This window comes from Pseudomonas sp. HMSC063H08 (genome assembly GCF_001813645.1).
GTDB classification, from domain to species: domain Bacteria; phylum Pseudomonadota; class Gammaproteobacteria; order Pseudomonadales; family Pseudomonadaceae; genus Pseudomonas; species Pseudomonas aeruginosa.
In genome coordinates this window covers 32,588-50,438 of sequence record NZ_KV813369.1, presented here as the reverse complement: position 1 = coordinate 50,438, position 17,851 = coordinate 32,588, and the positions used below count along the sequence as shown (strand labels likewise).

The window sequence follows — 17,851 nt, the reverse complement described above, 5'->3', positions numbered from 1 at the left end:
GTTCCCCATCCAGGCCCGGCTCATCCACCGGGCCTTTTTTCATTGGCGCGCGATCACTCCACCGCTTCCAGCAGGGTCGCCACGCCCTGGCCGCCGGCGATGCACTGGGTGGCGATAGCATAGCGCCCGCCGGTGCGCCGCAGCAACGCGGCGGCCTTGCCGGTGATCCGCGCGCCGGTGGCGCCCAGCGGATGACCGATGGCCAGGGCGCCGCCATCCAGGTTGATCCTGTCCATGTCCAGCCCCAGTTCGCGGATGCAGGCGATGGATTGGCTGGCGAAGGCCTCGTTGATCTCCACCAGGTCGATGTCGGCGATGCCCAGCCCGGCCCGTTGCAGGACCTTGCGCGTCGCCTGCACCGGACCCATGCCCATGATCTCCGGCGCACAACCGGCCACCGCCACCGCCTTGATCCGCGCCAGGATCGCCAGCCCGTGGCGGCGCGCGAATTCCTCGCTACAGACCAGCAGCGCGGCGCTGCCATCGGTGAGCGGCGACGAGGTGGCGGCGGTGACGCTGCCGCCGAACGCCGGCTTCAGTTGGGCCAGGCTCTCCAGGTTGGTACCCGGGCGGATGCAGCCATCCTCGGCGACCCGGCCGGCGGGGGTGTCGATGGCGACGATCTCCTCGCGCAGCAAGCCGGCCTCGCGCGCGGCGACTGCCTTGGCGTGGGAGCGTACGGCCATCTCTTCCTGCTCGACGCGGCTGACGGCGTAGCGCTCGGCGACATTCTCGGCGGTCTGCCCCATGCTCATGTATACCGCCGGATAGTCCTGCAGCAACGCGGGATTGGGCGACAGGTTGAAGCCGCCCATCGGCACCCGGGTCATCGACTCCACCCCGGCGGCGATGAAGGCCTCCCCGGCGCCCAGCAGGACTTGCCCGGCGGCGTAGTGGACAGCGCTCATGGACGAACCGCAGAAACGGTTGAGGGTCGCGCCGCCGAGGCTCTGCGGGAAGCCGGCGCGGAAACTGGCGATGCGCGCGATGTTCATGCCCTGTTCCGCCTCCGGATAGGCGCAGCCCATGACCACGTCCTCCAGCAGAACAGGGTCGAGATCGAGTTTCTCCACCAGGCCCTTGAGCACCGCGGCGGCCAGGTCATCCGGGCGGATATCGACCAGCGCGCCTTTCCTGGCGAAGTGGAACGGCGAACGGGCGTAACCGGCGATAACGACTGAAATCGGCGACATGAGGATATCTCCGTGAGATGGATTGGCTGGATCGCAGGAAGATATTACGCGCATAATATTTATTGAATGACAGTCGAAATACAATTTGACCGAAAAAGCCGCAGGGCTCGCCGAAACGCCCTCAGACTTCGTTCAATTCGCTGATATGCCGATACTCGGCCCCCAGCTCCCGGGCCAGGCGCTCGGCCTTGCCCAGGCGCAGCGGGCCGCTTTCGAGGTCGATCAGCAGACTCGGGCAGGCAGCCTCCGGCAGCGCCGGCCAGTCGCGCAGGCGGCCGTCGGTAAGCACCAGCAGACGCTGATGCTCGGCGGGTTTCTGCCGCTGTCGGCGCGCCAGCCAGCCAGCGGCCTGGTGCAGGGCGTCGAGCAGCGGCGTACCGCCGCCGGCGCCCAGCTGGCGTAGCCAGTCCTGCAACTCCCGCGAAGCCTTCTGCCCCTGCCAGAGCCATTGCGCCTGCTGCCCGGTGGCGTGCAGCACGGCCAGGCGGACGCGCTGCCGATAGGCCTCCTCGAACAGCGTCGCCAACAACCCCTTGGCCTGGGCCAGGGCGCCGTACCGGCGGGTGCTGGCGGAGGCATCGACGATCACCAGCCAGAGTTCGCCCGGGCGCCGGCTGCGCGGCTGGCGAAGCAGGTCGCGGCGCTGTCGGGGACGTCCGCGCAGCAGGGTCGGCAACCATTGGATGGCGCCCTCCGCACCCTGGCTCAGGGCGCCGCCAAGACCGCCGCGCAGGGCTCCGGGTCTGCTCCTGGCATCCGCACCCATGACCGAGCGCGGGCGGATGCTCAGGGCTTTTTTGGCCAGCGCGGCAGCTCGCGGGCGGTCCCCATGGCCACCGGCCGAGCCGGCAATTCGCCCCACTGCCCTTCGCCGTCGCCGGCGCGCTCCGGGAGCGCGGCAGGGGCCGCGGGCGGTGGCGGTGGATTGGCCGCCGATGGCGGCGGGCTCGACTGGCGACGGCGATGCAGCAGGGCGAAATGTTCCACCGCATCGATGTCCTCCGCCTCGATCCGCTCGCCGCCGCGCCAGGCCGCATGGGCGCGCGCCGCGCGCAGCCAGACCAGGTCGGCGCGCAGGCCATCGACAGCCGCCTCGAAGCAGCGTCGGGCGATGCTATCCAGCGCCGCATCGTCCAGGGGAATCCGCGCCAGTTGCCGGCGTGCCTCGGCGCAACGGCGGCGCAGGGTGTCCTGCTGGCCTTCCCAACGTTCGACGAAGGCCTGCGGGTCGGCATCGAAGGCCAGCCGGCGACGGATGATCTCTGCCCGCTCGGCCGGCGGCGGCTGGGTGTCGAGGCGCACGTTGAGGCCGAAACGGTCGAGCAGTTGCGGGCGCAGTTCGCCCTCTTCCGGGTTCATCGTGCCGATCAGCACGAAACGCGCCGGATGCCGGTGGGAAATGCCATCGCGCTCGACCAGGTTGACGCCGCTGGCGGCGACGTCGAGCAACAAATCCACCAGGTGGTCCGGCAGCAGGTTCACTTCGTCGACGTAGAGCACGCCGCCGTCGGCCTTGGCCAGCACGCCCGGGGAAAACCGCGCGCGACCTTCGCCGAGGGCGGCGTCCAGGTCGAGGCTGCCGACGATGCGCTCCTCGCTGGCGCCCAGCGGCAGGGTAACGAACTCGCCCGCCGGCAGCAGTTCGGCGACGCCCCGCGCCAGGGTCGACTTGGCCATTCCGCGCGGCCCCTCGATCAGTACCCCGCCGATCGCCGGATCGACCGCGGCCAGGCACAGCGCCAGCTTCAGTTCGTCGGCGGCGACCACGGCGGACAGGGGGTAATGCACGGTAGCGCTCATGGGGATTCCTGCGGCGGACGGACGGAAATACGGACCGCCAAGTCTATCAGGCCGGCGGCGCCGGTATCGAACCGTGAAACAGTCGTTGAACCGGCCGCCTCGCTTGCAGTAAGCTCGGGACTCGTTCACGGGAGAAACCCATGCCGCACACCCGCCATCCGCACCTGCACTCCAGCGCCTCGCGCCCTGGCCTGTCGTTGCGCGCGCGTGCGCCGCAGGCACCCCGTGCCGCGTATTTCTTCGGGTATTGGTTTAGCCACTCCGGCGCCTGATACCCCAACGGCGCCCACGGTATACGGGACGCCTACCCTGCACACGCAAACCCCCGGTCGGCTCCCCGACCGGGGGTTTTGTCTTTCCAGCCCGATTTTCCGGCCCACAAGGCCACAACCACAGACCAACGCACAGGACATCGATCATGACCGCATACCGCTACCGCACTGGCTACCCGCTCAACACCTGGCGATTTAGCGACGGCCGCCAGCCGCTCGCCAACCCACGACATTGCCGAACACCTCGATAGGGCACGACGCGCGCGGGATGCCCGCCGCCAGCCCAGGAAGCCAGACCATGAACTCATCCGTATCCGCACTGACCGCCCTTTCGCCGAACGCCCAGGCCGTCGCCCTGCCCAGCGCCACCGCCCGTACCGCCCTGGAACGCCTGCCCAGCCCGCTCGAACTCAAGGCTCGCCAGCCGTTGCCGCTGGAGCTGGCCAGCCAGGTCGCCGCCAGCCGCGACGCCATCCGCGCCATCCTCGACGGCGACGACCCACGCCTGCTGGTGGTAGTCGGTCCCTGTTCGATCCACGATCCCCGCTCCGCCCTCGAATACGCCGAACGCCTCGCCGCGCTGAGCGACGAACTCGACGGCCAGTTGCTCCTGGTGATGCGCGCCTACGTGGAAAAGCCACGCACCACGGTGGGCTGGAAGGGCCTCGCCTACGACCCGCACCTGGATGGCAGCGACGACATGGCCGCCGGCCTGGCGCTATCCCGGCAACTGATGCTGGACATGCTGCGCCTCGGCCTGCCGCTGGCCACCGAACTCCTGCAACCGCTGGCCGCCGGCTACTTCGACGACCTGCTGAGCTGGGCGGCGATCGGCGCGCGCACCAGCGAATCGCAGATCCACCGCGAGCTGGTCAGCGGCCTCGGCCTGCCGGTGGGCTTCAAGAACGGCACCGACGGCGGCGTCGGCATCGCCTGCGACGCGATCCGTTCGGCGGCCCACGGCCACCGCCATTTCGGCCTCGACCCGCACGGTCACCCGGCGCTGATCGAGACCCGCGGCAATCCGGACACCCATGTGGTGCTGCGCGGCGGCCGCCACGGTTCGAACTACGGTCCCGAGCAGGTGCAGGCCGTACGCCAGGCCCTGGAAAGCCAGGGCATCGCCACGCGGATGATGGTCGATTGCAGTCACGCCAACAGCGGCAAGAACCCGCTGAACCAGCCCGGCGTCCTCGCCAGCGTGCTGGACCAGCGCCTGGTCGGCGCCAGCGACCTGGTCGGGGTAATGCTGGAAAGCCACCTGTTCGACGGTTGCCAGGCGCTCGGCGGCGAACTGCGCTACGGCGTCTCGATCACCGACGGCTGCCTCGGCTGGGAAGGCACCGAGCGGATTCTCCGCGACGCCGCCCGGCGGCTCGCCGAGGGGCGCTGAAAGCGGCGCGAGCGGCCATGCCGCTCCGCTATTCCTCTTCGACGTCCAGCAGCAGGTTCTCCAGGGTCTCGCGATAGGCCCCCGGCTCCTGCCAGAGCCCGCGCCGCTGCGCCTCCACCAGGCGCTCGGCCATGTCGCGCAAGGCTTGCGGATTGTGCTGGCGGACGAACTCGCGGGTCTCCGCGTCGAGCAGGTAGGCGTCGGCCAGCAGCGCGTACTGGTGGTCGTCGATCAGCTCGCTGGTGGCATCGAAGGCGCACAGGTAGTCCACCGTCGCCGCCAGTTCGAAGGCACCCTTGTAGCCGTGGCGCTTCATCCCGGCGATCCACTTCGGATTCACCGCCCGCGCCCGCACCACCCGGTTGAGTTCTTCCTTGAGCGTGCGGATGCGCGGGTTGTCCGGCTGGCTGTGGTCGCCGTGGTAACTGGCCACCGGCGCGCCGCGCAGGGTTTCCACCGCCGCCAGCATGCCGCCCTGGAACTGGTAGTAGTCGTTGGAATCGAGCAGGTCGTGCTCGCGGTTGTCCTGGTTGTGCAGCACCGCCTGCAGGCGTTCCAGGCGCTGGGCGAAGCGTTCCCGCGCCGGCGTGCCGTCGTCGGCGGCACCGTAGGCGTAGCCGCCCCAGTTCAGGTAGACCTCGGCAAGGTCGGCGCGGGTCTCCCACAGCCGCTCTTCGATTGCGCCCTGCACGCCGGCGCCGTAGGCACCCGGCTTGGCGCCGAAGATCCGCCAGCCGGCCTGCCGGCGCGCCTCCGCCGGCGCCGTACCCTGCGCCTCGAGGCGCTGGCGTTCCAGGCGTACGCGAGCGGCCAGCGGGTTCAGCTCCTCCGCCTCGTCCAGCTCGGCGACCGCCTGCACCGCCGCATCGAACAGGCGGATCAGGTTGGCGAAGGCGTCGCGGAAGAACCCGGAGACCCGCAGCGTCACGTCGACCCGCGGGCGGTCCAGCAGGGAGACCGGGAGGATCTCGAAATCGGCGACGCGCTGGCTGCCGGCCTGCCAGACCGGTCGCACGCCGAGCAGGGCCAGGGCCTGGGCGATGTCGTCGCCGCCGGTGCGCATGGTCGCCGTGCCCCACACCGAGAGGCCGAGCTGGCGCAGGTGATCGCCATGTTCCTGCAGGTGACGCTCGAGCAGCAGATTGGCCGACTGGAAGCCGATGCGCCAGGCGGTCGGGGTCGGCAGGTTGCGCACGTCCACCGAGAAGAAGTTGCGTCCGGTGGGCAGCACATCGAGTCGCCCGCGACTCGGCGCGCCGCTCGGACCGGCCGGTACGAAGCGCCCTTCGAGGGCTGCCAGCAGTCCGTCGATCTCGGCCGCGCCACAGGCGTCCAGGGTCGGTGCCACCTGTTCGCACAAGCCGCGCAACACCTCGCCGCTGGCACGCCAGGCGGCAGGCGGCGATTCGCCGCCCAGGCAGCGTTCTATCCAGTGCAACGCCAGCAATTCCAGGCGTTCGCGGGTATCCCCGAGGGTACGCCAGGGCTCCCCGCCCCGCTCTTCCAGGCAGGCCGGCCGCGCGCCCTGCCAGGCCTCGCCCATGTCGCAGGCCAGCGGATCGAAGCCCAGGCCAAGGTCGTCCGCCAGGCTCTTCAGCAACCCGGCGTTGGCGCCCTTGCCATCGCCGCGCGGAACCCGCAGCAGCGCCAGCAGGGTATCCAGGCGCAATCGCCCGCTCGGCGATTCGCCGAACACATGCAGGCCGTCGCGGATCTGCGACTCCTTCAGGTCGCAGAGATAGGCGTCCAGCTGCGGCAGCCAACTGTCCGGATCGTCGCTGAGCTGCAAGCCGATCTCGCGGTCGAGACGGTTGTCGCGCAGGAGGACGAGAATCTCGCCGCGCAACTGTTCGGCGCGGCGCGGGTCGAGCAGCGAGGCATCGTAGAACTCGTCGGCCAGGCGCTCCAGGTCGCGCAACGGGCCGTAGCTCTCGGCGCGGGTCAGCGGCGGCATCAGGTGGTCGATGATCACCGCCTGGGTGCGGCGCTTGGCCTGGGCGCCCTCCCCCGGGTCGTTGACGATGAACGGATAGATGTTCGGCAGCGGACCGAGCAACGCGTCCGGCCAGCATTCGGCGGACAGGCCGACTCCCTTGCCCGGCAGCCATTCCAGGTTGCCGTGCTTGCCGACGTGCAGCAGGGCATCGGCGCGGTAGGCGTGGCGCAGCCAGAAGTAGAACGCCAGGTAGCCGTGCGGCGGCACCAGGTCGGGATCGTGGTAGATCGCTGCCGGATCGAGCTGATAGCCGCGCGCCGGCTGGATGCCGACGAAGGTCAGGCCATAGCGCAGGCCGGCGACCATCATCCGCCCGTCGCGGAACATCGGGTCCTGTTGCGGTTCGCCCCAGCGCGCCAGCACCGCCTGGCGATTGCGCTCCGGCAGGCGTGCGAAGCAGGCCAGGTAGTCGTCCAGCGCCAGGCTCTGGGCGCAGGGCCGCAGGTCGAGATGCTCCAGGTCGTTGCTGACGCCGCCGAGCAACTGGCGGATCAGCTCGGTTCCGCTGGCGGGCAGTCCGTCGACCGGGTAGCCCTGCTGGCGCAGGGCACGAAGGATGTTCAGCGCCGCCGCCGGGGTGTCCAGGCCGACGCCGTTGCCGATCCGGCCATCGCGGGTCGGGTAGTTGGCCAGCACCAGCGCCACCCGTTTTTCCGCGTTTGGCTTGCGCGCCAGCTCGGCCCAGCGCCGCGCCAGTTCGGCGACGAAATCCATGCGCTCGTCGTCGGCGAGGTAGCAGACCACGTCGCTCTCGCTGCGTTCGCTGCGCCAGGCCAGGCCCTTGAAACTGATCGGCCGGGTGACGATACGTCCGTCCAGCTCCGGCAGCGCCACGTGCATGGCCAGGTCGCGCGGCCCCAGGCCTTGCGGGTTGTCCAGCCAGAGCGGGCGGTTGTCCAGCGAGCAGATCGCCTGCAACACCGGCACGTCGCGACGGAACGGACGCAACTCGGGCGCCTCCGGATTGGACTGGGCGAAACCGGTGGTATTGACGATCAGCGCGGCGTCGCTGCGCTCCAGCCAGTCTTCCACCTGCGCCAGGCAGGCGCTTTCCTTGAGGCTGGCCAGCGCGATCGGCAACGGGTTGAGCCCCTGCGCCGCGAGGCGTTCGCAAAAGCGTGCGATGAAGGCGGTGTTGGCTGCCTGCAGGTGGGTGCGATAGAACAGCAACGCGACCACCGGACACCCGGCCTGCCAGTCGGCACGCCAGTGTTCCAGGGTCGCCTCGGCATGCCGTGGATGGAACAGCGCCACCCGCGGCAGCGCCTGCGGTTCGCGCCAGGCGTAGTCGCGGCCGAGGCACTGGCTGGCCAGGCAGCGGTAGAACTGCCCGGCGTTCTCAAGGCCGCCCTGGCGCAAGTATTGCCAGAAGCGCTCGGCCTGCTCCGCCGGCAGGTTGCCGAGGGCGCTCAGCTCCGGGTCGGGGCGGTCGTCGCCGGGCACCGGGATCAGCAGCGCGCCGCGCTCGGCCAGCGCCACCAGTTGCTCCACGCCGTAGCGCCAGTAGCCGATGCCGCCGTGCAGCGAAAGCAGGATCACCCGCGCGTGCCGCAGCACTTCGTCGACGTAGAGGTCCACCGAGGCGTGGTTCTGCAACTGCATGGGGTTGGCCAGGCGCAGGCTCGGGTAGTCGTCCGGCAGCGCACGGGCGGCCTCGGCCAGCAATGCCAGGTGCGAATCGCCGCTGCAGAGGATCACCAGCTCGGCGGGAGTCTGGGCCAGGTGGGCGATGCCGTCGTCGGGAACGAAGCCGCCAGGTTGGGTGCGCAACAGGTGCATGGACGTTCTACCGGTAGGACGCAAGAAGCTGGGGCCGGCGAATCGCCATCGCCGGCCCCGGCCGGGGATCACGGATCAGGCAAGCGCTGTGCGCAGCTGGTTGGCGATGGCGGCCTGGTCCAGCTCCTGGCCGATCACCACCAGCCGGGTACTGCGGGCTTCGTCGGCCAGCCACTTGCGGTCGAAATGCCTGTCGAAGCGCTTGCCGACGCCCTGCACCAACAGGCGCATGGGCTTGCCCGGAATGGCGGCGAACCCCTTGATGCGAAGTATGTCGTGACGCTCCACCAGTTCGCCGAGGGCCTCGAGCAGCGCAGATTCCTCCACCTCGGGGAGATCGACGTGGAAGGAGTCGAACTCGTCGTGGTCGTGGTCCTCGTGGCCTTCGTGGTCGTGGTGGGTCGGCCGGCCGTCGATGTGCAGCTCGGCCTCGGCGTTGAGGCCCAGCAAGACCGGGAGCGGCAGCTCGCCCCGGCTCGCCTCGACGATCTTCACCGCCGCCGGCAGCTCCCCGGCGATCTCCGCGCGGACCCGCGCCAGGGCCTCGGCATCGAGCTGGTCGGCCTTGTTCAGGATCACCAGGTCGGCGCTGGCCAACTGGTCCTCGAACAGTTCGTGCAGCGGCGATTCATGGTCGAGGTTGGGGTCCTGGCGGCGTTGCTGGTCCACCTGCTCGGGATGGGCGGCGAAGGTGCCGGCCGCCACCGCCGGGCTGTCGACCACGGTGATCACCGCGTCGACCGTGCAGGCGTTGCGGATTTCCGGCCACTGGAAAGCCTGCACCAGCGGCTTGGGCAGGGCCAGGCCGCTGGTCTCGATGAGGATCTGGTCAAGGTCGCCGCGGCGCGCCACCAGCTCGCGCATCACCGGGAAGAACTCTTCCTGCACGGTGCAGCACAGGCAACCGTTGGCCAGCTCGAAAACGCGGCCCTGCGCCTCTTCTTCGCTGCAACCGATGGAACATTGCTTGAGGATCTCGCCGTCGATGCCGAGTTCGCCGAACTCGTTGACGATCACCGCGATGCGCCGGCCTTCGGCGTTGTCCAGCATGTGCCGGAGCAAGGTGGTCTTGCCGGCGCCGAGGAAGCCGGTGACGATGGTGACGGGGAGTTTCGCCAGGGTTTTCATGGGCAGCCCTTGTTCAGCTCGGCGGGCATGCGGACGAGTGGCGCGGACGCAGGGGCCGCGCAACGGATTCGCCACCGGATCACCCCGCCCGGTTGTATGGAAGTCTTGTCCCCGGGCATCGCGCCACGGGATCGACGAGGCAGGTCTCCTGGCTCACGGTCTGGCGTCTCCGCCGGTTCCCCGCCTTCCCGCGTCACGCAGTGGCATTGGGGAACGATCGCCGTTCACAGTTGCGGGGGCAGCCGCGGCATCGACCGCGTTCCCTCTTAGCCCCGCCGTCGCCGGCGAGGAACCTCGAACCGGCAAGGCTACGCAGTGCGCGGGCCAGGGTCAATCGGGCCGGTTGACGCCCGGCGGTCCTTCATGCTGTCCTAGGCGGGTTGTCCCAGGTGTCTCGTGCCGGCGCGCACGAGGTGAAACGGGAAGCCGGTGACGCTCTCCGAGCCAGTCCGGCGCTGCCCCCGCAACGGTAAGCGCATCGCGCGCGAGCCCGGAGACCGGCCTGGAACCTTTCGTTTGATTCACCCGCGGTGGGCGGGCGCAAGCGTGAAGCGGGCCGTCCGGGCCTGTTCCTCGTGCGTACTCCTCTGCCACGCCCATGCCAATCCAGAGGGAACGCACCATGTCCAGCAGCACCCTGGCGCACGCCAGCTCCACCACCTCCCTGTCGAAGCGACTGAGCCTGGCCATCGGCGCCGGCCTGCTCGGCGCGCTGCTGGTCTATTTCGCCGGTTTCTCGCACATCGACGCGGTACACAACGCCGCCCACGATACCCGGCACAGCTCCGGCTTCCCCTGCCACTGAGTCGCGAGAGAACCAGAATGATCAAGCGCATCGCCCAGACCGCCGGCTTCGCCGGCCTGCTCGCCGCCCTGCTGCTGACCCTGCTGCAGATTCTCTGGGTCACCCCGCTGATCCTCGAGGCGGAGACCTACGAGAAGAGCGAGCCGGTCGCGACCCAGCCCCACGAACACGCCCCCGGCGTCGCCGCCCATGTCCACGACGAGGAGGCCTGGGAGCCGGAGGACGGCTGGCAGCGTACCCTCTCCACCACCGGCGGCAACCTGGTGGTGGCGGTCGGCTTCGCCCTGATGCTCGCCGGCCTCTTCACCCTGCGCGCGCCGGGCCAGACCTGGCAGGGCCTGCTCTGGGGCCTGGCCGGCTACGCGGTGTTCTGCCTTGCGCCGTCGCTGGGCCTGCCGCCGGAGCTGCCGGGTACCGCCGCGGCCGACCTGGTGCAACGCCAGTACTGGTGGATCGCCACCGCCGCCGCCACCGCGGTGGGCCTGGCCCTGCTGGTGTTCGGCGGCAACTGGCCGCTGAAGCTGGTCGGCGCCGTCCTGCTGGCGCTGCCGCACCTGTTCGGCGCGCCGCAGCCCGAGGTCCATGCCAGCCTGGCGCCGGAAGCCCTGGCCCAGCGTTTCGTGGTCGCCTCGCTGGTCAGCAATGCGCTGTTCTGGGCCGCCCTCGGCCTGGCCGCTGCCTGGCTGTTCCGGCGCAACCGGGGCGGCGTCGACGCCTGACCGCCTGCCACCCGCGACCCTTGCCGGTCGCGGGTCCATAGTGCCTCTCCTTCCATCTCCTCCGGTCCGCGCATGCCCCTGCCCATCCCCAGCCTGCTGATCGCCGGCATCGGCTGCCGCCGAGGCTGTAGCGCCGAGCATCTGCGCGCGCTGCTGGAGCGAACGCTGGGCGAACACGGGCGCAGCCTGGCCGACCTGGACGCCCTCGCCAGCATCGACGGCAAACGCGACGAACCCGGCCTGCGGCAACTGGCCACGCTGCTCGAACGCCCCGTGCATTTCCTCGCTCCCGCCGTCCTGCACGACTACGAGCCGCGCCTGCTCAGCCCCTCCGCCGTCGCGCTGCGCGAAACCGGCTGCTCCAGCGTCGCCGAGGCCGCCGCCCTGGCCCTGGCCGAACGCCTGGGTGGCGGTCGCGCCGATCTGCTCGGGGCGAAACGCAGCGACGATCGGGCGAGCATCGCCCTGGCACGTCTTCTCACCGAACGAGAACTCCCATGACCGTCTATTTCATCGGCGCCGGTCCCGGCGACCCCGACCTGATCACCGTCAAGGGGCAGCGCCTGATCCGCCAGTGCCCGGTGATCCTCTACGCCGGCTCGCTGGTTCCGCAAGCGCTGCTCGAGGGGCACAAGGCCGGCCAGGTGGTGAACACCGCCGAGCTGGACCTCGAACAGATCGTCGAGCTACTCGCGCAAGCCCATCGCCGCGGCCTCGACGTAGCCCGCGTGCATTCCGGCGATCCCTCCCTGTACGGCGCCATCGGCGAGCAGATCCGCCACCTGCGCGAACTCGGCATCCCCTATGAGATCGTCCCCGGAGTCACCGCCACCGCCGCCTGTGCCGCCCTGCTCGGCTGCGAGCTGACCCTGCCCGAAGTGTCCCAGACGCTGATCCTGACCCGCTACGCCGCACGCACGAAGATGCCGGAAGGCGAGAGCCTGGGCGACCTGGCGCGGCACCGGGCGACCCTGGCGATCCACCTGGGCGTCGCCCACCTGGCGAAGATCGTCGAGGAACTGCTGCCGCACTACGGCGCCGACTGCCCGGTCGCGGTGATCCACCGGGCCAGTTGGCCCGACCAGGAACAGGTTCGCGGCACCCTCGGCGACATCCTGCCCAAGGTCGCCGCCAGGAATTTCCGCCGCACCGCGCTGATCCTGGTCGGCGAGGTGCTGGCCGCCGAAGGCTTCGCCGACTCTTCGCTGTACCGCGCCGAGCATCGACATCTCTATCGACCCGGCGAATGAACCGCCGTCCTTAGGTTCGGCGCCGACCACCGGCAGCACGCCTAGACTCGTCGCAAGGCTTGCGACAGCGGGCCGGCACGGCTAGCGTTCAGCGCTGGCCCCTTTTTTCCTGAAGCCTTCGGACACCCATGAAACGATTCCTCCTCGGTCTGGTTCTGCTGCTGGCGGTCGCCGCCGGCGTCCTCTACTTCGTCCCGGCTACCCTCCTCGCCAGCGTACGCACCGTCGAGCGCGGCCTCGCCGGTCTCAGCGAGCACAGCGTACAGGTCGACAACCTGGAGATCGCCTACCTGGAAGGCGGCTCGGAAAAGAACCCGACCCTGTTGCTGATCCACGGCTTCGGCGCGGACAAGGACAACTGGCTGCGCTTCGCCCGGCCGCTGACCGAGCGCTACCATGTGGTCGCCCTCGACCTGCCCGGCTTCGGCGACAGCAGCAAGCCGCAACAGGCCAGCTACGACGTCGGCACCCAGGCCGAGCGAGTCGCCAATTTCGCCGCCGCCATCGGCGTGCGCCGCCTGCACCTGGCCGGCAACTCCATGGGCGGGCACATCGCCGCGCTCTACGCGGCGCGCCATCCGGAACAGGTGCTATCGCTGGCGCTGATCGACAACGCCGGGGTAATGCCGGCGCGCAAGAGCGAACTGTTCGAGGACCTGGAGCGCGGCGAGAATCCCCTGGTGGTGCGCCAGCCGGAAGACTTCCAGAAGCTGCTCGACTTCGTGTTCGTCCAGCAACCGCCGCTGCCGGCGCCGCTCAAGCGCTACCTCGGCGAACGCGCGGTAGCCGCGTCGGCGTTCAACGCGCAGATATTCGAACAACTGCGCCAGCGCTACATCCCGCTGGAGCCGGAACTGCCGAAGATCGAGGCACCGACCCTGCTGCTGTGGGGCGACCGCGACCGCGTGCTGGACGTCTCCAGCATCGAGGTGATGCGCCCGCTGCTGAAGCGGCCCAGCGTGGTGATCATGGAAAACTGCGGACATGTGCCGATGGTCGAACGCCCGGAGGAAACCGCGCAGCACTACCAGGCCTTCCTCGACGGCGTACGGAACGCCCAGGTGGCCGGTCGCTGAAAACGCGAACCGGCGCCTGGGCGCCGGTTCGGGGGAGCGGGAACCGTCGCGAGGACGGCTCGGATCCAGGCCTCAGGCCTGGATCAGGTTGGCGATCTGCACGTCCGGGTTGACGTCCTGCTCGTAGTCGACCCCAGCGACCTCGAAACCGAACAGGTTGAGGAACTCGCTCTTGTAGCCAGCGAAGTCGGTCAACTCGTAAAGGTTCTCGTTGGTTACCTTGTCCCACAGCTCCTCGACACGGGACTGCACTTCCGGCTGCAGTTCCTTGTAGTCGGCACGCAGGCGGCCTTCCTCGTCGAGGCGCGGCTCGGCGCCGTACAGGCTCTCCCGGTACAGGCCGTCGACCTGCTCGATGCAACCTTCGTGGGTGCCCTGCTCCTTCATCACCTTGAACAGCAGCGACAGGTACAGCGGCATCATCGGGATCGCCGAGCTGGCCTGGGTCACCACCGCCTTGAGCACCGACACGCGCGCATCGCCGCCCAGAGGGGCGAGCTTGTCGCGGATACCGAGGACCTTCTGGTCGAGATCCTTCTTGGCCGCGCCGATGGAACCGTTCCAGTAGATGTCGTGGGTGATCTTCTCGCCCAGGTAGGTGAACGCGGTGGTCTTCGCGCCGTCGGCCAGCACGTCGGCCTCCAGCAGCGCATCGATCCACATCTGCCAGTCCTCGCCGCCCATCACCGCAACGGTATCGGCGACCTCCTGGTCGCTGGCCGCCTCCAGGACGACGTCCTTGATCACTTCCTTGTCGGTGTCCAGGCCACGGAAGCTGACCGACTTGCCGATCGGCTTGAGGGTCGAGGAGAACACTTCGCCGCTCTTCGGATGGGTACGGCGCGGCGCGGCCAGGCTGTAGACCACCAGGTCGACCTTGCCGAGATCGCGCTTGATGGTCTCGATGGTCAGCCGCTTCACCTCGTCGGAGAAAGCGTCGCCATTGATGCTGCGGGCATACAGGCCTTTCTCGTGGGCGAACTTCTCGAAGGCCGCCGAGTTGTACCAGCCGGCGGTACCCGGCTTGCTCTCGCTGCCCGGACGCTCGAAGAACACCCCGAGGGTATCGGCGCCGGAACCGAACGCGGCGGTGATGCGGGCAGCCAGGCCATAGCCGGTGGAGGAACCGATGACCAGGACCTTCTTCGGTCCGTTGACGACGGGGCCCTTGGCCTCGACGTAGTCGATCTGTTGCTTGACGTTGGCCTCGCAGCCTGCCGGATGGGTAGTGACGCAGATGAAGCCACGCACGCGCGGTTTGATGATCATGAAAACCTCGGTTGCTAGATGCCGGAAAAGCACATTCAGGAGCTAGAGACGTCGCGCATTGTAAATGAGACACCTCCGCTTGGGCGGACCGAAGGCAGGAATCGTGACCAAAGGGTCACGCGTCGCAGCCCGGACATAAAAAATGTCCGCTGTCAAGCCCTTAGTGCGGGCATGCAGCGGTGCGGAAGGTCTTATGGGGGCAAGAGGTTAGGCCAGATTTCGACCGCCATGTGCTCTTGCTGCTTATCGAGCTAGGTGCCGCATAGGCGCTTCGCGGTAGTAAACGCAGGGGCGTCGTAGCGGGCAAGGTCGCGTCGTCATCATAGCCCCAACTTATCGCAAGACGCCCTCAAAAGCGAAGCGCAGCCCGTGGGCTGCGCTTCCGTCATTGGGATGCTAGCGGACTCGTCCGCAGCATCAGGGCGGTTTCGGCGGCGAAGCCTTGGCGACCGCCGCTCCCTTCCTGAATCCCCGATCCCCGGCGATGAATGCCTCCAGCATGTGCGGGATCAGCGTCGTTGCATCGACCGTTTCGCCGTAGGTCTGCGCGTGCAGCACCGCATAGCGGTCGAGGTCGGCCTTGAGGCCGGCTGGACAGGCGAAGGTCAGCTTGATGCTCTCGGTCTTGGGCAGCGGCCCGAGCCGCAGCTTCTTGGTCGTACTCATTGCGAAGCTCCCCGATTGAAGAACAGCGGCTGGTAGGGCCGCAGCACCAGATCGCGGTTGACGATGATGCGCACCGGCAGGCCCGGCCGCTCGGTCAAAGTGGGCTGGATGTTGAGGTTGCGCCGGGTCATCTCCTGCCCGACCTGATTAACGCTGTCCTGCAGGCTGTCGCGGCCGGCGATGATGACGCGATCGCCGTTACGGTTCTCCGGCGCGGCCAGTTCGGCGCCGACGCCCAGCAGCGTCGTCAGCGCCGCACCGGCGAAGACGCGATCCCAATGCCAATCGACGCCATCCTCCAGGCCGGCGTAGCCGGCCGGATCGGTGCCAGCAAGGTTGTCCAGCGTCAGCGAGGACGTGTCGGGCAGGATGATGCGGTTCCAGACAACTTGAACCCGGCTCTGCCCGTAGGCGACCTGGCTGTTGTACTTGCCGAAGATGCGCGAACCCTGCGGGACCAACAGATAGCGGCCGGTGGCGGTGTCGTACACCGGCTCCGTCACCGTGCCGATCACGTCGCCGGGCAAGTCCGACTTGATGCCTGTCACCAGCGCCGCCGCGATTACCGTCCCCGCCATTACCTGATAGGGCGAGGACGGCATTTGTAGATTGCCGGAATTACGGGTTTCCGTGGTTCCGGCTTTCTGGAACACCTCTTTCTGGTCTTGCCGGTTCTGCACTGTGGTCGGGTCGGCAGGCTGCGCCGCCGTCGAGGCCGGCCCAGCGGCCTGCGGGTCGAAGCCGGCCAAGCCAGATGACGGGCCGGCAGCCGCCACTTGCGCAGGCGCAGAAGCGGCACGCTGGTTGCTGGAGCGGAAGAACACCGACGATCCCGCTGCCGCTTCGGCTTCCTTGCGCCTCGCGTCACGCTCGGCTGCCGCCGCATCCTGGCCGGGCGGCGTGTAGCGGGCCACCGCTGGCTGCTGCGAGTTCACGATAGCCGGCCCCAGGTCGCCCGGCAGCGGCGGCCCCAACTCTGGCACCTTCGGCGGCAGCTTCGAGTAGTCGGCGGGAAGCTGGTCGAGTCCTTCGGACTTCGACACGCGATCCACGTTGTAAAGCTCGGCCGGCTCGTTGCCGCCGCGCCGGTGCGTCGGCTGCAATGACCACATCGTTGCGCCCAGTACCGCGACGCCGAGGCCACCAGTCAGCAGCGCCAGCGTGCGCCGATTGAGACGTGTCACCGGGCGCGGCTGCGCTCGCAGCGCCACATTCTCCGGCGCGACCTTCGGCGTGGCATCAGGAATCGGCACGTCCGGGATTCCGTCGTGGCTCATGGTCAGTTCCCCCGCGTGCCATCCGTACGCTCGATGCGCACCATGTCGCCCTTGTCTCCACCGAGACGCAGTTCGGCCGCGCCGAACAGCCGATCCACGATGTAGTACGGCGAGCGGAAGCGGTAGTTCACCAGTTGCCCGTCGCCCTGCGCGCCGATGACGAACAGTGGCGGCAGTTCGCCTTGGGCGATGCCCGGTGGAAACTGGATATAGACCTTCTCGCCGTCATCGAAGGCGCGCAACGGCTTCCACGGTGGATTGCTGCCGCTGATCGCGTAGCGGAAGCGGATCTTTTCCAGCGACAAGCCGGTATCGACCGGCGCGGCCGCTTGCGCGGCTTGATCCTGACGCCGCAACGCGAGCATCTGGTCCTTGGGGTACTCCCAGGACACCGACGCCATCCACGCCTTGTCGGTCGAGGTCAGCTCGATCAGGTAGGTGCGCCGGCTGGTGGTGATGACCACGTTCGTTTTAAGGCCGGAGCGGATGGGCTTCACCAGCACGTTCACGCGCAGATCGTTGCCGGCGCCGCTGGATGTGTCGCCGACGATCCAGCGCACGGTATCGCCGGCGGCGACCGTTACCAGCTCCTCACCGGGCTGGAGCGAAATCACGGTGACGCGCCCCGGCGCGGCATAGACTTGGTATAGCGCGCCGTCGGTGAAGGGCCAGACCTGAATCGCATTGACGTAGCCCTCGCGCGTTGGCGCGATGCGCGCCTCGGCGTTGGCGCGCGACACGCGCACAATTTCGTCGGCCGGTTCCGGTGCGGGCTTGGCCTCGTCCGCTTCCGGCAGTGGCTTCATCTGCGCTGGCAGCGGCAACACCTTCGGCACCGTCACTACTTCGACAGGCTTGGGCGGTTCCGGTAGCGGCTGCGCCTGCACCGGCTCATCGAGCGAGATGCGTGGCGGCGGCTTGCCTTGCGAGGCGCAGCCAGCGAGCGCAGCCACCAAGGTCAACAAGCTGACCGTGTAGAGGACTTGGCGATCCAGTCCGAAGCGCGGCGAAAACAGCGGGAAAGCCAGCATCAGCCCATCGTTCAAACGCCGGCGGTATTCGTTTTCTGGTTGGCTGCGCCCAACACGGGTTTTTCTTTCGATACTGCCGGGCTGGGGTAATAGCAGAAGACGGGTTTGCAGTGATTTCATGGTTTGGCTCCTTCGGACGCATCCAGTTCGCGGCTCCACGACAGCCCGTTGACGTAGATGCCCAGCGGGTTCTTGCG

15 protein-coding genes, 1 pseudogene and 2 riboswitches are annotated in these 17,851 nt (G+C 68.6%); of the genes and pseudogenes, 6 read left to right on the top strand and 10 right to left on the bottom strand.

Annotated elements, in window-relative coordinates:
* Nucleotides 1-53: 53 nt before the first annotated feature.
* The 3 genes from HMPREF2924_RS05890 to HMPREF2924_RS05880 all read right to left on the bottom strand — a co-directional run bounded on the left by HMPREF2924_RS05890 (nucleotide 54) and on the right by HMPREF2924_RS05880 (nucleotide 2,993).
* A complete protein-coding gene (locus HMPREF2924_RS05890) occupies nucleotides 54-1,193 on the bottom strand; it encodes a thiolase family protein (RefSeq protein WP_003110287.1) in 1,140 nt (379 codons plus the stop codon).
* A 121-nt stretch (nucleotides 1,194-1,314) separates the two neighbouring features.
* Complete coding sequence (locus tag HMPREF2924_RS05885; protein ID WP_003130735.1) at nucleotides 1,315-1,959, bottom strand: vWA domain-containing protein; 645 nt, start codon at nucleotides 1,957-1,959, stop codon at nucleotides 1,315-1,317.
* Nucleotides 1,960-1,979: 20 nt separating this feature from the next.
* Nucleotides 1,980-2,993, bottom strand: coding sequence for a magnesium chelatase ATPase subunit I (locus HMPREF2924_RS05880; protein ID WP_003130733.1), 1,014 nt, complete (start codon nucleotides 2,991-2,993; stop codon nucleotides 1,980-1,982).
* 570 nt (nucleotides 2,994-3,563) lie between these two features.
* Here HMPREF2924_RS05880 and HMPREF2924_RS05875 point away from each other — a divergent pair.
* The gene (locus tag HMPREF2924_RS05875) at nucleotides 3,564-4,658 is read left to right on the top strand and encodes a 3-deoxy-7-phosphoheptulonate synthase (RefSeq protein ID WP_003091055.1); all 1,095 of its coding nucleotides are present in this window, start codon (nucleotides 3,564-3,566) and stop codon (nucleotides 4,656-4,658) included.
* A 28-nt stretch (nucleotides 4,659-4,686) separates the two neighbouring features.
* Here HMPREF2924_RS05875 and cobN read toward each other — a convergent pair whose 3' ends face one another.
* Both cobN and cobW read right to left on the bottom strand, forming a co-directional pair.
* Complete coding sequence (gene cobN / locus HMPREF2924_RS05870) at nucleotides 4,687-8,433, bottom strand: cobaltochelatase subunit CobN (protein ID WP_003130731.1); 3,747 nt, start codon at nucleotides 8,431-8,433, stop codon at nucleotides 4,687-4,689.
* Nucleotides 8,434-8,508: 75 nt separating this feature from the next.
* Nucleotides 8,509-9,561 (bottom strand): cobalamin biosynthesis protein CobW, encoded by a 1,053-nt coding sequence (gene cobW, locus HMPREF2924_RS05865; RefSeq protein WP_009313839.1) that lies wholly within the window; start codon nucleotides 9,559-9,561, stop codon nucleotides 8,509-8,511.
* 120 nt (nucleotides 9,562-9,681) lie between these two features.
* A riboswitch (cobalamin riboswitch) is annotated at nucleotides 9,682-9,873 on the bottom strand.
* Between the two features lie 58 nt (nucleotides 9,874-9,931).
* A riboswitch (cobalamin riboswitch) is annotated at nucleotides 9,932-10,082 on the top strand.
* A 101-nt stretch (nucleotides 10,083-10,183) separates the two neighbouring features.
* Here cobW and HMPREF2924_RS05860 point away from each other — a divergent pair.
* The 5 genes from HMPREF2924_RS05860 to HMPREF2924_RS05840 all read left to right on the top strand — a co-directional run bounded on the left by HMPREF2924_RS05860 (nucleotide 10,184) and on the right by HMPREF2924_RS05840 (nucleotide 13,411).
* On the top strand, nucleotides 10,184-10,366 hold the full coding sequence (locus HMPREF2924_RS05860; RefSeq protein ID WP_003091059.1) for a CbtB domain-containing protein: 183 nt from the start codon (nucleotides 10,184-10,186) through the stop codon (nucleotides 10,364-10,366).
* A 17-nt stretch (nucleotides 10,367-10,383) separates the two neighbouring features.
* The gene (locus tag HMPREF2924_RS05855) at nucleotides 10,384-11,085 is read left to right on the top strand and encodes a CbtA family protein (RefSeq protein WP_023094633.1); all 702 of its coding nucleotides are present in this window, start codon (nucleotides 10,384-10,386) and stop codon (nucleotides 11,083-11,085) included.
* 72 nt (nucleotides 11,086-11,157) lie between these two features.
* On the top strand, nucleotides 11,158-11,586 hold the full coding sequence (locus HMPREF2924_RS05850) for a cobalamin biosynthesis protein (protein WP_003091063.1): 429 nt from the start codon (nucleotides 11,158-11,160) through the stop codon (nucleotides 11,584-11,586).
* Complete coding sequence (cobM, locus tag HMPREF2924_RS05845; protein WP_003130725.1) at nucleotides 11,583-12,335, top strand: precorrin-4 C(11)-methyltransferase; 753 nt, start codon at nucleotides 11,583-11,585, stop codon at nucleotides 12,333-12,335. The genes HMPREF2924_RS05850 and cobM overlap by 4 nt, the downstream gene beginning before the upstream one ends.
* A 128-nt stretch (nucleotides 12,336-12,463) precedes the next feature.
* Nucleotides 12,464-13,411: an alpha/beta fold hydrolase gene (locus HMPREF2924_RS05840; RefSeq protein ID WP_003091085.1), complete on the top strand. Its 948-nt coding sequence runs from the start codon at nucleotides 12,464-12,466 to the stop codon at nucleotides 13,409-13,411.
* 72 nt (nucleotides 13,412-13,483) lie between these two features.
* Here HMPREF2924_RS05840 and fabV read toward each other — a convergent pair whose 3' ends face one another.
* The 5 genes and pseudogenes from fabV to HMPREF2924_RS35425 form a co-directional block, all read right to left on the bottom strand.
* Complete coding sequence (fabV, locus tag HMPREF2924_RS05835) at nucleotides 13,484-14,680, bottom strand: enoyl-ACP reductase FabV (protein WP_003102929.1); 1,197 nt, start codon at nucleotides 14,678-14,680, stop codon at nucleotides 13,484-13,486.
* A 417-nt stretch (nucleotides 14,681-15,097) separates the two neighbouring features.
* The gene (locus tag HMPREF2924_RS05830) at nucleotides 15,098-15,346 is read right to left on the bottom strand and encodes a DUF2274 domain-containing protein (RefSeq protein ID WP_003160610.1); all 249 of its coding nucleotides are present in this window, start codon (nucleotides 15,344-15,346) and stop codon (nucleotides 15,098-15,100) included.
* The gene (locus tag HMPREF2924_RS05825; RefSeq protein WP_023124822.1) at nucleotides 15,343-16,623 is read right to left on the bottom strand and encodes a TraB/TrbI/VirB10 family type IV secretion system protein; all 1,281 of its coding nucleotides are present in this window, start codon (nucleotides 16,621-16,623) and stop codon (nucleotides 15,343-15,345) included. The genes HMPREF2924_RS05830 and HMPREF2924_RS05825 overlap by 4 nt, the downstream gene beginning before the upstream one ends.
* A gap of 2 nt (nucleotides 16,624-16,625) precedes the next feature.
* Complete coding sequence (trbG, locus tag HMPREF2924_RS05820) at nucleotides 16,626-17,654, bottom strand: P-type conjugative transfer protein TrbG (RefSeq protein WP_087920863.1); 1,029 nt, start codon at nucleotides 17,652-17,654, stop codon at nucleotides 16,626-16,628.
* Nucleotides 17,655-17,770: 116 nt separating this feature from the next.
* Nucleotides 17,771-17,851: pseudogene (locus HMPREF2924_RS35425) on the bottom strand (conjugal transfer protein TrbF); the annotation flags it as partial.